The sequence below is a fragment of the Mucilaginibacter agri genome, from assembly GCF_009928685.1.
GTDB lineage: Bacteria > Bacteroidota > Bacteroidia > Sphingobacteriales > Sphingobacteriaceae > Mucilaginibacter > Mucilaginibacter agri.
The window spans coordinates 587,827-601,480 of record NZ_WWEO01000042.1; the positions used below are offsets into that span (position 1 = coordinate 587,827).

Below are 13,654 nucleotides of genomic sequence, written 5' to 3' on the forward strand. Positions count from 1 at the left end.
GGTTTTGTTAAAAACTAATGCACACTAAATGCCCACTTTTACATTAGATTTGATTCAAGTTCAATGCAACAATTTTTGTTGGCTCACGCGCTGTTAAAGGCGTTTCGTGATAAAAAGGCAAAGAAGAGCGTCTTGCGGGCTCACATAATATAGCCTTACCTGCCACCAAAAATTTATTTGTTACAACTTTCACGAATAAGGTTTTGTTAGGGCCAACCCGCTGCCGGGAATTTTTTCGGCACAGGATTTTTTGTCTCCTATCTAAACCAGGTTTAAGACGCTTAAAATATATAATTGCTATGCAACAGGAAGAAGTATTATTACAGGAGAATAAGGATCGGTTTGTGATCTTGCCTATCAATTATCCCCGCATATGGGAAATGTACAAGAAACATGAAGCCAGTTTTTGGACTGCCGAGGAGATTGACCTGAGTGCAGACAATAAAGACTGGAATAACCTGAATGATGGCGAAAGACACTTTATTTCGCACATTTTGGCGTTTTTTGCTGCCAGCGACGGTATAGTGAACGAAAACCTGGCGGTAAACTTTATGAGCGAAGTGCAGTTACCCGAAGCCCGTTGCTTTTATGGTTTCCAGATAATGATGGAGAACATCCACTCAGAAACGTATGCGTTGCTGATTGATGCTTACATCAAAGACAATAAAGAAAAAGACAGGTTATTCCACGCTGTGGAAACGGTGCCATGTGTTAAAAAGAAAGCCGAATGGGCTTTAAAATGGATAGAGAATGGCACATTTGCCGAGCGTTTAGTTGCGTTCGCAGCGGTGGAAGGCATTTTCTTCTCTGGTAGTTTTTGCTCTATCTTCTGGCTTAAAAAACGTGGTTTAATGCCTGGTTTAACGTTCAGCAATGAGCTGATCAGTCGTGACGAAGGTTTGCATTGCGAGTTTGCGTGCTTACTGTACGGCATGCTTAAAAACCAATTGAGCGAAGAGCGTGTACACGAAATTATTAAGGATGCGGTAATTATCGAAAAGGAGTTTGTTACCGACGCATTGCCGGTTGACCTGATTGGTATGAACGCACGCCTGATGCAACAATATATTGAGTTTGTGGCCGACAGATGGCTGGCCGAACTGGGCTACACCAAGGTTTACAACGCAACCAATCCATTTGATTTTATGGAGATGATATCGCTGCAAGGCAAAACCAATTTCTTTGAAAAAAGAGTTGGAGATTACCAGAAATCTGGTGTGTTAACAAGTAACAAAGACACCCAGGCATTTTCATTGGATGAAGATTTTTAAGAAACCAGTATCAATCAGTTTACAGTTTAAAATAAGGAGGGAAATTAATGTTTGTAATTAAAAGAGCAGGGAACAAGGAAAGCGTAAAGTTTGATAAGATAACCGCACGCGTTCAGAAACTATCGTACGGCTTAAGTGCGCTGGTTGACCCGATAGACGTAGCGAAGAAAGTAGTTGAAGGTTTGTACGATGGTGTAACTACCACCGAACTAGATAACCTGGCTGCCGAAACTTCTGCATCACTTACTACTAAACACCCGGATTATGCTTTGTTGGCAAGCCGTATTGCGGTAAGCAACCTGCATAAAAACACCATTAAGTCGTTTTCGGCTACAATGGAGAAACTTTACGATTATACCGACGAGCACAATGGCCGTAAAATGCCTTTAATTGCTGATGACGTAATGGAAATAATTCGCAAGAACGCTGATATACTGGATAGCTCTATTATTTACGACCGCGATTTCGGTTTCGATTATTTCGGTTTTAAAACCCTCGAAAAATCATATCTGCTGCGTGTTGACGGTAAAATTGCCGAGCGCCCTCAGCATATGTATATGCGCGTTTCTGTAGGTATCCACAAAGAAGATATCGAAAGCGTTATCCGCACTTATAACCAAATGAGCGAACGCTGGTTTACCCACGCCACGCCAACCCTTTTTAATGCGGGAACCCCTAAACCGCAAATGTCATCATGCTTCCTGCTTTCTATGAAAGATGATAGCATAGACGGTATTTATGATACCCTTAAACAAACTGCAAAAATTTCACAAAGTGCCGGTGGTATCGGTTTAGCTATCCACAATGTACGCGCTACCGGTAGCTACATCAGCGGAACAAATGGTACCAGTAACGGTATTATCCCGATGCTGCGCGTGTTTAACGATACAGCGCGCTACGTAGATCAGGGTGGCGGTAAACGTAAAGGTGCATTTGCTGTTTACCTAGAGCCTTGGCATGCAGACGTGTTTGATTTTCTTGATCTGCGTAAAAACCACGGTAAGGAAGAAGCACGCGCACGCGACTTATTCTACGCCCTTTGGATCTGCGATTTGTTTATGAAACGCGTAGAAGAGAACGGCGAATGGAGCTTGTTCTGCCCGCATGAAGCGCCAGGTATGTCTGAGTGTTTCGGTGCGGAGTTCGAGGCCCTATACACCCGATACGAAAAAGAAGGCCGTGCCCGCAAAGTTATCCGTGCACAAGACCTTTGGTTTGCCATTTTAGATGCACAGATAGAAACCGGTACACCGTACTTGTTATATAAAGACGCTGCCAACAGCAAAAGCAACCAGCAAAACTTAGGTACTATTAAGAGCAGTAACCTTTGTACCGAAATTATGGAATACACCAGCCCTGATGAAGTGGCTGTTTGTAACCTGGCTTCGTTAGCATTGCCTCGCTTTGTAAATAAAGATGTATTTGATTTCGATAAATTATATGAGATCACTTACGATGTAACCAAAAACCTTAACCGTATTATCGATAACAACTATTATCCCGTAGAAGAGGCACGCGTATCAAACATGCGCCACCGCCCGATTGGTTTGGGTGTACAAGGTTTGGCCGATGTTTTCATTATGCTACGTTTGCCGTTTGAAAGTGAATTGGCTAAGGTGTTGAACAAAAACATCTTCGAAACCATGTACTTTGCTGCCATGACAGCAAGTAAAGACCTGGCCATTGAGCAAGGTGCCTACGAAACCTTTAAAGGTTCGCCATTGTCAAAAGGTAAATTCCAGTTTGATCTGTGGGATGTAAAACCAACCGACCGTCACGATTGGGAAGGCCTGCGCAAAGCAGTCGTTAAACATGGTGTGCGTAACTCGCTGTTAATGGCGCCAATGCCAACAGCATCAACCTCGCAGATTTTTGGCAACAACGAGTGTTTTGAACCATATACCTCAAATATTTACACCCGCCGTGTATTAAGTGGTGAATTTGTTATTGTTAACAAGCACTTACTTAAAGATTTAGTAAACCTGGGCTTGTGGAACAACACCATGAAGAACAGCATTATCGCGGCTAACGGTTCTATCCAGCACATCCCTGAGATTCCGGCTGATATGAAGGAACTATACAAAACCGTTTGGGAAATTAAACAACGTAGCCTGATTGATATGGCGGCCGACCGTGGTGCGTATATCTGTCAGTCGCAATCATTAAACCTGTTTGTTGATAGCCCTAATACATCAAAGCTAACCTCAATGCACTTCCACGCATGGAAGAGAGGTTTAAAAACCGGCATGTATTACCTGCGTACACAAGCAGCTACCCAGGCGGTACAGTTTACGGTTGAGAAACAAGGCAGTAAAGAAATGGAGCCGGTTATTCCAGCACCAGAACCTAACGTACAAATGAATGATCTGGACAGTATAGAGCTTACCCAAACCAGCGGCCCTAGCTGCAGTATGGAAGAAGGTTGCGTAACCTGTTCGTCTTAATCAGACAAGATAGTTTGTTTTACTTTTAATTTGGCCGGGCTGTTTGCAAAGACAGTCCGGCTTTTTTGTTCTAAATACCACTACCGCCGGTCATGCTGAACTTGTTTCAGCACATCGCATGCCAGGTCGAGCGATTAGTTTGACGCATGCTTAGCAGGTGGGTTCCCGAAACAAGTTCGGGATGACGGTAGAGTTTAAGGCAAATAATATCCTCACATCCAAAACCTTTAAGCTTTCAAACGTTTATTCCTTAACACTTTAACTCATCAATCATGAACCCACAATTAATTCCACTAACCATAACAACGGATGCCGATGGTCCGTGTGTTTCGGTAGCCGGCGGTAACTATCGCGTAGTTATTTCGGGCAAGCAAACCGGCGGCGAATATGCCGTGATAGACATGCTTGTCCCACCAAACGGCGGACCGGGGCCACATGCCCATGTCGAAATTCAGGAGGCATTCTATGTACTCGATGGAGAGGTAGAAATAAAAACGGAAGAACAGACCTACACCGCGAAACGAGGTACATACATAAACATTCCGAAAGGAGGGATGGTGCACTGCTTTAAAAACAAAACGGATACGCTTGCACGTTTGCTGTGCTACGTAATGCCTGCCGGTATGGATGATATGTTTTTGGAAATAGGTAAGCCAGTTGAACCCGGTGTGTTTTTACCAGCGCCACAATTAGGCCCCGATGATATTAAGAAGTTGATGGAGATAGGCGAGCGATATGGTCAGAAGTTTTATCCGCCGGATTATTTGGACAAATAGACTATTGTATCATCTGTTCTCGGGCAATCCATTCCGCTTTATCATTTTCAAATTGAATTTTAAAAGCATTAATCATTGCTAGATAATCTAATGTGGAAAACTGAAATGAGGGAACTTTTTCAAACCATCTGACGCTTGATCCGATAAATTCAGGTTGATGGTTTTGTGAAATATCCAACCCCATCTTATGCCAAACTATTGTATCGTTTAAGCATTCAATTTCGGCAACGACAATCGTACATGAAAAATCACGATCATCTGGACACATTAGGATCGGACATACCGTTTTAGCATTTAGTTCGGGTAAAATTCGCCTCCACACTACTTCGCTTTCCGCCTCTATTTCCATCGAGAAAAGCAATGTGGGAATAGTACCTTTATATGCTTCCCCTGGATAGAGAACTTCTAAGTACTCATCTAAAAACTGACCGTCTAAACTAATATTTAGGAAATCACTATATATCTGATAGTCGCTTTCATCAATTTGTGCTACTATGTGATTCATCCTTGTAAAAACTTAAGTCAACTTTTATCTAATATGAAGCTAATTTAATTGAATAGATTAGCTTATTTGATACAGTATCAGAATCCTATTTATCTCTACTCAACAACCCCTCTGCAAATTCCTTCAAATATTGTTTACGTTCCATTGGCAGATCGATCGATTCAAGCGCTTTAAATGATTTATCTGCATAGGTTTGCATCGCTTTAACCGCATTTTCCCTGATCTGTAGTTTATTGTAGATTGCGGTTACTGCTGCAACCTTTTCAGCGGCATCGAATTCCTTAAGAGAGATCCAATGGTTTAGTTCGTTTTGGCTTTCAGTGTCGGCTGTTTCAAGGGCTTTAATTAGCAGGTAGGTCTTTTTGTTGGCCATAATATCGCCGCCTACCTGTTTGCCAAATTTCTCGGGATCGCCGTAAACATCGAGGATATCATCCTGGAGCTGGAAGGCAATGCCTAATTGTTCGCCGAAAGTATATAGCAGCTCTGCATCTTTGCCGGTAGCGCCACCTATCAAAGCACCAATTTCCAACGCACCGCCCAAAACAACGGCCGTTTTCAGGCGGATCATTTCTAGATACTCATCTATATGCACATCGTTCTGCTGCTCAAATTGCATATCAATCTGCTGGCCTTCGCAAACGGCAGTAGCGGTTGTATTAAAGATTTCTAATACGGGTCGCAGAATGTTGTTATCAACCTGCATCATCAGCTTATAGCCTTCAATCAACATGGCATCTCCAGATAGGATGCCCACATTGGGATTCCATTTCTGGTGCACCGTTTCACGGCCACGGCGCAGGGGGGCGTTGTCCATAATATCATCGTGCATCAGCGTGAAATTATGGAACACCTCGATAGCAAGGGCAGGGGGGACGGCTGATAGCACGTCGCCGCCAAACAAATCGCAGGCCATCAACACCAGGGCAGGGCGAAGGCGCTTGCCGCCTATGGATAAAATATAAGTTATCGGCTCGTATAAATCCGCCGGATGCGCAGGGTAAGATAGTTTTTTGACTGCCTCGTCTATAATGATCTGCAGATCTTTTAATGTAGTCATATAATGCTTGTAGCCTAATCAATCACCAAAGAAAAATCGATCTGTTTCTTGGTCAGATCAACGGTTTTAACTTTGATGCGTACCTCATCGCCCAGCTGGTAAACCTTCTTTTTACGCTGGCCGATGATGGCGTAATTTTTCTCGTCGAGTGTGTAGAAGTCATCTGATATATCGCGCAGGCGTATCATACCCTCGCATTTATTTTCGATGATCTCTACATACATTCCCCATTCGGTAACACCGGATATTACACCGTTAAATATGTTGCCGATCTGATCTTTCAGATATTCGGCCTGTTTGTATTTAACAGACGAACGCTCTGCATCAGCCGCTTTCTTCTCCATCTCCGAACTGTGCTGGCAAAGTTTCTCGTAATGGTCTGCATTGGCCGATTGTCCGCCATTTAAATAGTGGAACAGCAACCGATGTACCATCACATCAGGATAACGGCGTATAGGGGATGTAAAGTGTGTGTAGTGGTCAAAAGCCAAACCATAATGGCTCGAAGTTTTGGTGGTATATATCGCCTTAGCCATCGAACGGATAGCCAGGTGTGTTAAAACGTTCTGTTCTTTTTTCCCCTCCACATCATTCATCAGGTAGTTTAAAGATTTAGCAGTCTCTTTATCCGAGCGCATGCTAATCTTATATCCAAACCTTGCCGCAAAGGTAGCAAAAGATGCCAAAGCATCGGGCTTTGGTGTATCATGGGCGCGGTATACAAATGTATATTTATGTTTGCCTTTGCCCATTTTGCTTACATGCTCGGCAACTTTACGGTTGGCCAGTAGCATAAAATCTTCAATGAGTTTATGTGCGTCTTTACGCTCTTTCACATAAACACCAATAGGTTTGCCATTATCATCGAGCTTGAACTTAACCTCTGTAGTTTCGAAGCTGATGGCCCCATTTTTAAACTTACGGTCGCGCAGAATGTGGGCGAGTTCATTAAGTTTTAAGATCTCGCTGATATAGTCGCCCTGTTGGGTTTCTATCACTTCTTGAACTTCTTCGTAAGTGAAACGGCGGTTAGAGTGAATAATCGTTTTACCAAACCATTGTTCAACGATATTAGCTTTCTCATCCAATTCAAAAACAGCGGCAAAGCAAAGCTTATCTTCATTAGGGCGAAGCGAGCACAAGCCATTAGAAAGGCGCTCAGGCAGCATTGGTATCACACGGTCTACCAGGTAAACCGAGGTGCCGCGGTCGAAAGCCTCGCGGTCTAAGGCCGAATCAGGGATAATGTAATGGGCAACATCAGCAATGTGTACCCCGACTTCGTAGTTGCCGTTTTCCAATATTTTAAAGGAAATGGCATCATCAAAATCTTTAGCATCAAACGGGTCGATGGTAAAGGTTAATGTATCTCTGAAATCCCGGCGGCGTGCAATTTCGTCAGCGGTGATCACATCAGAAATAGCCTCAGCTTCTTCTTCAACCTCTTTAGGGAATGATAATGGGAAACCATACTCGGCAAGTATGGCATTCATCTCCGTATCATTTTCGCCTTGAGCACCCAATACCGCTTTAATACGGCCTATAGGGTTTTTAGCGTCAGTTGGCCACTCGGTTATTTCTGCAACGGCCTTAATGCCATTTTTTGCACCATTAAGCTCATTAAGCGGGATAAAGATGTCGTGCAGCATCTTACGGTCATCGGGTACGAAAAACGCGAATCGTTCAGATAGTTTTACTACTCCGGTAAATTCGGTTTTAGCGCGTTTAATGATCTCTATAACCTCGCCCTCTTTACGGCGGCCTTTACTTTTGGCGTAAACGTAAATTTTAACACGATCGCCATTAAGGGCGTTGCGCAGCTTGCGCGGGGCGATAAATATGTCGCTTTCGCCAACCTCATCGGTTATAATAAATGCCGAACCGTCGGCCGTCATATCCACCTTACCTTCAACAAACGTTTTAAGTTCTATCAGCTGGAACTTACCGGGGGCGGTTTCTTTTAAAACACTTTTAAAAACTTCATCCTTCAGAATCTCCAGGATTATCCCCCTCGAATCGGGATCGTTGATATTCAGCGCAGCAGATACCTGCTTATAATTTAAAGGCGTATTGGCGTTTTTCTCAAAAACATCAAGTACTAATTGGGTTAGTACGTGCTTAACAGAATTATTACTGTTTTTCTTTTTAGACATTGATGTATGTATTGGGCTAAGATAGGGAAAAGAGAATCAAGAATCGAGAATCAAGAGACAAGAAGAGTGAATCGGGAGTCAAGAATCGGGAATAGAGAAATAAGTCCCCCCAATTGCCTTAATTCCTGGCTTTTGTTTCCTGCCTCTAAACAAAAACGATCATTTCTTCCGGTATCAATTCTTCTCCGCGGAAACGTTTCAATAATTGTGCCGTCGCTATCACGTCTTTCTGACAATAGGTGCTGATACGATCTAATTGGTTGTCAACCCAGTACACATGACCTACCATGCTGCCATCAATGTCGTCTTTTGGGGTCGGGATATTGAAAATTGCGGCTAGCAGGTTAAGTGAAGTGAAATTTTTATAATCACCACATTTCCATAGCTCCATGGTGTCGAGATGGTTAACCTCCCAGGGTTTTTTACCATGTAGGTTTAACTGCGTAGGCATCTTTACACCATTGATTAACATACGACGGCAGATGTATGGAAAATCAAATTCCTTAGCATTATGACCGCATAATATCAGATCAGACCTTCTGCCATTTAGCATGGTAGCAAACTCCTCTAACAGTTCCTTTTCACTGTGCGAGGCAAATGATTTTACCCTAAAGCCGTTGCCGCCTGTGAACATGCCTACCGAAATACAGATGATTTTACCAAACTCGGCCAGTATGCCTGCGTTGGCATAAAAATCTTCGGCGGTTTCTTCTTTACGCTGATATTTGGTTTTGGCTGCCCATAGTTTCTGCATTATCGGCGGCAAATCATCATGACTGCTGTGTTGTGGAACAGTCTCAATATCAAGCACCATAATGTTATGCAGATCGTAATTTTCGAGCATGGGAAATAGGAGGTTGTGTAGGCTGGCAAATTAGTAAATTTTGTTGTTAAAAACTGCGTAATGGGGCGAGGGCTAGCGCGCTTTGGAAAGCTCTTTACTGAGGTTTGGCATAATTTTTATAATTTAAGCCCGTATGGCATAGCCATATTTAACAAATATCATCTGCACGTTAATACATATCTATGAAAATAAACAAATTATCAATCGTAATACCTGCTTATAACGAAGGCAAAACCATACACCTGATATTAAATAAGATTAAAGCAGTTGAGCTGATTGATGATATTGCGAAAGAAGTGATTATTGTTAACGATTGCTCTAAAGACGACACAGAGGAAGCGGTTGCCCGTTACCGCGAGCAAAACCCGGAGTTAGAAATTATGTATTTTAAACATGATGTTAACCAGGGTAAAGGTGCCGCGTTGCATACCGGCATCGCTAAAGCCACCGGTGATTATCTGATTATCCAGGATGCCGATTTAGAATATGATCCGGAAGAGTATAACGACTTGTTAAGACCGATTTGCAAAGGCTTTGCCGATGTAGTTTACGGATCGCGTTTTATGGGTGCTAACCCACACCGTATCCTTTTCTTTTGGCATACCATAGGCAACCGTTGGCTAACCTTTGCATCCAATATGTTTTCGAACATGAACCTTACGGATATGGAAACCTGTTACAAACTGTTCGACCGAAAGCTGATACAGTCAATACACCTTACAGAAAAGCGCTTTGGCTTCGAACCGGAGGTAACTATTAAATTATCGCGTGTGCCTAATTTGCGCCTTTATGAGGTCGGTATTTCTTACTATGGCCGTACTTATGATGACGGCAAGAAAATTGGATGGAAGGACGGCGTAAGGGCTATCTACTGTATCCTAAAATACGGGTTGTTTAAAGCTAAGTAGGTTATAGTTATTAGGTAATTGAGTTATTGGTTTTTGAAAAAGCACACATACAACGTAATAACTCAATAACCAATAACTAACCAGCTACCTAATCATCACCCCTGGTTTATTAAGCACGGGGATGCGGATGAAGTTTGATTCTACTACGCTTTCGGGCAGGAAAATAAATTTTTTGTCGAAGATGTCGCGACCGATGTAATAGCTTAACCAGTACTCATTTGTTAAACCGAAGGTAGCTTCGTCTATCGGCTCAATAAGAGCAGATGCGTTAGGTTCTATAAGCGGGATCATATGGCGTAGCACAGAGGTTTTTACGTGCTCGCCGTTTTTTTCTCCGTAGCCTTTTGAGGTAACCAATACGTTTTCAATTGGTTCATCTTTCAGGTTGATCACATACACATACCAGATCTTACTTTCAACACTTTCTTTTTCGAGGGCAACTGCAATGGCTATATCTTCAACTATATTACTGGGCAGATCTTTTTTCATAGGTATAATTGCTTTCGCTTTATTAATTATTTGTAGTACCGCTATTATGGTTCTCCAACAACTTTAACGTGTGTTGCATCGAACTATTGTCGGTCCAATCGCCATGACCCGGAATGATGGTTACAGCATCCGGATAGCGTTTAATCAGTTTCTCTATACTTATTGGCCACGCCTTCAAGTCAGCTTCGGCTATGTTGCCTAGTGAGTTGGCATCGGTGCTTTTGATAATACAACCGCCGAAAAGCACTTTTTGCTTCGGAAACCAAACCACTTCGTTGTCGGCAGTGTGGCCCGCGCCGGGGTAGTAAACCTCTATAGGAGTATTTCCAATATGCAATACAGTATCGTTCTTAAACGTTTGTGATACTTTGGGATAGCCCTCGGCCAAAGCTTTAACACTTGTAGCCGCAGATGCATAAGTTTTTATTCCCTTTACCTGAAGCGCCCTAATGCCGCCAATGCGGTCATCGTGATAATGGGTGCTTACACAAAATAATATCTTTTGGTTTAGGTTTTTGGATACCCAGTCAATCAGCTGATTCGTTTGATCATCATCCCAGGGAGTATCAATCACTGCAGCGCCTTTCGGTGTGCTTAGTAACAAGCCATTTCCGCCAACTACTGAGCCCTTGAATACACCGTATGATTCATACACATAAAAGCCATTACCCAAAGGGGTGACTTTTATGTGTTGCTTAGTTTGTGCAAGGCAACAATTGTATAAGAAACAGAAGCACAGTATAAGCCGCTTCATAGGCTTTATTTTTTCTTAGCAAATTTTTTACCACCAGCTTTTTTAGGCTCTTTCTCCATGGCATCGGCTAATGCTTTGCATTCGTCGTAAGTAAGTTCTAAAGGTTCTTTACCTTTCGGGATCTTAACGTTTAGCTTACCAAATTCGATGTAAGGACCCCAACGACCATTTAAGATCTTAACATCAGGATTCTCGTCAAACGTTTTCATTAGCTTTTCGGCGTCTTTTTTACGCTTTTCGAGGATGATATCTATTGCTTGTTGTTCGGAAACCTCTAACGGATCAACGCCTTTCGGTAGCGAGTAAAACGCACTGTTATGACGAATGTATGGGCCGAATTTACCAATGGCGACAGTCATATCTTTTTCTTCGAAAATACCAGCCTTTTTAGGGAGTTTAAATAGCTCTAAGGCATCTTCTAAAGATATGGTTTCGATCATTTGCCCTGCTCTTAAGCTGGCGTAAACTTTATCTTCATCGTCATTTTCGCCAATTTGTACAAATGGACCATAACGACCAATGCGTACCGACATGCGTCTGCGATTCTCAGGGTGCACTCCCAAATCGCGCTCGCCGCTTGCACGGTCGGCGTTTTGGATGGTAGATTCAACTTCCTCATGGAAAGGGTTGTAAAATTTGCGGATCATATCGGTCCACTCTTTTAAACCTTGTGCAATCTCATCAAACTGCTTTTCTACGTTGGCGGTAAAGTGAAAGTCTACAATGCCATTAAAGTGCTGTACTAAAAAATCGTTTACCACCGCACCAATATCTGTCGGGAACATTTTACCCTTTTCGGCACCTGTAGTTTCGGTTTTTTCGTCTTTAGTTATAGCGCCGTTTTTCAAAGTTAATACCCTGAAATTACGTTGTTTACCTTCGCGCTCTTCCTTAACCACATAACCCCGGTTTTGGATAGTGGAGATAGTAGGAGCGTAGGTTGATGGACGGCCTATGCCTAATTCTTCTAATTTTTTTACCAGGCTTGCTTCGGTATAACGTGCCGGTGGGCGAGAGAAACGCTCGGTAGCCGTCATGTCAGTTAACGACAGTTGCTGTCCTCTCGTTAAAGGAGGCAATATTGCGTTGGCATCATCCTGTTGGTTATCCTCATCCTCATCAACCGATTCGAGGTACACTTTTAGGAAACCATCAAATTTCATTACCTCACCGTTCGCAACCAGTTCTTCGGGACGGGTTGAAATACCAATACGGGCAACGGTACGCTCAAACTGGGCCTCGCTCATTTGCGATGCAATGGCCCGTTTCCAGATCAATTCATACAAGCGGCGTTCAGAAGGGTCGCCGTCTGTAGTATGTTCGTTGAAATAGGTAGGTCTGATAGCCTCGTGAGCTTCCTGCGCACTGGCGGCCTTGGTTTTATATTTTCTAAGCTGATGGTATTGCGCACCATAAGCCTCATTAATCTCTTTAGCGGCTGCATCTAAAGCGGTATCCGATAAGTTTACCGAGTCGGTACGCATATAGGTGATCTTACCAGATTCGTATAGCTTCTGGGCTACCGACATGGTACGCGATACCGAGAAACCTAACTTACGGCTGGCTTCCTGTTGCAATGTCGATGTAGTAAAAGGTGCAGCCGGCGCTCGTTTGGCTGGCTTCGTTTCTAACGAGTTGATGTTGAAGTTGGCGGCAATACAATCCTGCAAAAACTTCTCGGCATCTTCTTGTTTGGCAAAGCGTTCGCCTAATTCGGCTTTAAAAGCTTCACGACCTTTACCAAAAATGGCCACGATACGAAAGGCGGCTTCTGATTGAAACTTATTGATTTCACGCTCGCGATCAACGATCAATCTAACGGCAACAGATTGTACCCGACCGGCAGAAAGTGATGGCTTAACCTTCTTCCATAATACCGGAGAAAGCTCGAAACCAACCAGCCTGTCTAACACACGACGTGCCTGTTGGGCGTTTACCAAATTATAGTTGATAGTACGTGGATTTTCGATAGCACGCAGTATGGCTGGTTTGGTAATTTCGTGAAATACAATACGTTTAGTGTTGTTTTCTTTCAATCCTAACGTCTCATACAAGTGCCATGATATTGCTTCTCCCTCGCGGTCCTCATCGGACGCTAGCCATATCATTTCTGCTTCTTTAGCTAACTTTTTAAGTTCGCTTACCAGCTGCTTTTTATCGGCTGGTACTTCGTATTTCTGTTTAAAATCGTGTGCTATATCTATGGCATCTTCAGACTTAACCAGATCGCGGATGTGGCCATAACTCGACTTTACAGTGAAGTCTTTGCCCAGATATCCTTCGATGGTTTTGGCCTTAGCCGGTGATTCTACTATGAGTAAATTTTTTGCCATTAATAGTCGATTTTCTGCAAATAAACACAAAGGAAAATGAAACACGAATTTTGAGACGTGTTTTTAAAGAAAATTTATTTTTAACGATATTGTTTCAGGAGGCGTTAATTCCTACGA

Annotated in this window: 11 protein-coding genes; 4 read left to right on the forward strand and 7 right to left on the reverse strand. The window is 42.9% G+C overall.

Features of this window, described 5'->3' with window-relative positions; all coding sequences use genetic code 11:
• The first annotated feature begins 299 nt into the window (after positions 1-299).
• The 3 genes from GSY63_RS12555 to GSY63_RS12565 all read left to right on the forward strand — a co-directional run bounded on the left by GSY63_RS12555 (position 300) and on the right by GSY63_RS12565 (position 4,491).
• Complete coding sequence (locus GSY63_RS12555) at positions 300-1,271, forward strand: ribonucleoside-diphosphate reductase small subunit (protein WP_166586146.1); 972 nt, start codon at positions 300-302, stop codon at positions 1,269-1,271.
• A gap of 47 nt (positions 1,272-1,318) precedes the next feature.
• A complete protein-coding gene (locus tag GSY63_RS12560) occupies positions 1,319-3,715 on the forward strand; it encodes a ribonucleoside-diphosphate reductase subunit alpha (protein ID WP_166586147.1) in 2,397 nt (798 codons plus the stop codon).
• 272 nt (positions 3,716-3,987) lie between these two features.
• Positions 3,988-4,491, forward strand: coding sequence for a cupin domain-containing protein (locus GSY63_RS12565; RefSeq protein ID WP_166586148.1), 504 nt, complete (start codon positions 3,988-3,990; stop codon positions 4,489-4,491).
• Position 4,492: 1 nt separating this feature from the next.
• On the opposite strand, the gene GSY63_RS12570 is transcribed toward GSY63_RS12565, so the two are convergent.
• The 4 genes from GSY63_RS12570 to GSY63_RS12585 all read right to left on the reverse strand — a co-directional run bounded on the left by GSY63_RS12570 (position 4,493) and on the right by GSY63_RS12585 (position 9,053).
• Positions 4,493-4,996, reverse strand: a complete 504-nt coding sequence (locus tag GSY63_RS12570; RefSeq protein ID WP_166586149.1) for a hypothetical protein — start codon at positions 4,994-4,996, stop codon at positions 4,493-4,495.
• 85 nt (positions 4,997-5,081) lie between these two features.
• On the reverse strand, positions 5,082-6,056 hold the full coding sequence (locus GSY63_RS12575; protein ID WP_166586150.1) for a polyprenyl synthetase family protein: 975 nt from the start codon (positions 6,054-6,056) through the stop codon (positions 5,082-5,084).
• A gap of 14 nt (positions 6,057-6,070) precedes the next feature.
• Positions 6,071-8,209 (reverse strand): ribonuclease R, encoded by a 2,139-nt coding sequence (gene rnr, locus GSY63_RS12580; protein WP_166586151.1) that lies wholly within the window; start codon positions 8,207-8,209, stop codon positions 6,071-6,073.
• A 145-nt stretch (positions 8,210-8,354) separates the two neighbouring features.
• Positions 8,355-9,053 carry a 3'-5' exonuclease gene (locus GSY63_RS12585; protein WP_166586152.1) on the reverse strand — a complete coding sequence of 233 codons (699 nt, stop codon included), beginning with the start codon at positions 9,051-9,053 and terminating at the stop codon, positions 8,355-8,357.
• A gap of 182 nt (positions 9,054-9,235) precedes the next feature.
• Between GSY63_RS12585 and GSY63_RS12590 the strand changes: the two genes are divergently transcribed.
• Positions 9,236-9,961 carry a glycosyltransferase family 2 protein gene (locus GSY63_RS12590; protein WP_166586153.1) on the forward strand — a complete coding sequence of 242 codons (726 nt, stop codon included), beginning with the start codon at positions 9,236-9,238 and terminating at the stop codon, positions 9,959-9,961.
• Positions 9,962-10,045: 84 nt separating this feature from the next.
• Here GSY63_RS12590 and GSY63_RS12595 read toward each other — a convergent pair whose 3' ends face one another.
• The 3 genes from GSY63_RS12595 to topA are packed head-to-tail and all read right to left on the reverse strand — an operon-like array spanning position 10,046 to position 13,537.
• A complete protein-coding gene (locus GSY63_RS12595) occupies positions 10,046-10,450 on the reverse strand; it encodes a hypothetical protein (protein ID WP_166586154.1) in 405 nt (134 codons plus the stop codon).
• A gap of 22 nt (positions 10,451-10,472) precedes the next feature.
• A complete protein-coding gene (bla, locus tag GSY63_RS12600; RefSeq protein ID WP_166586155.1) occupies positions 10,473-11,204 on the reverse strand; it encodes a subclass B1 metallo-beta-lactamase in 732 nt (243 codons plus the stop codon).
• A 5-nt stretch (positions 11,205-11,209) separates the two neighbouring features.
• A complete protein-coding gene (topA, locus tag GSY63_RS12605) occupies positions 11,210-13,537 on the reverse strand; it encodes a type I DNA topoisomerase (protein ID WP_166586156.1) in 2,328 nt (775 codons plus the stop codon).
• Positions 13,538-13,654 lie beyond the last annotated feature (117 nt).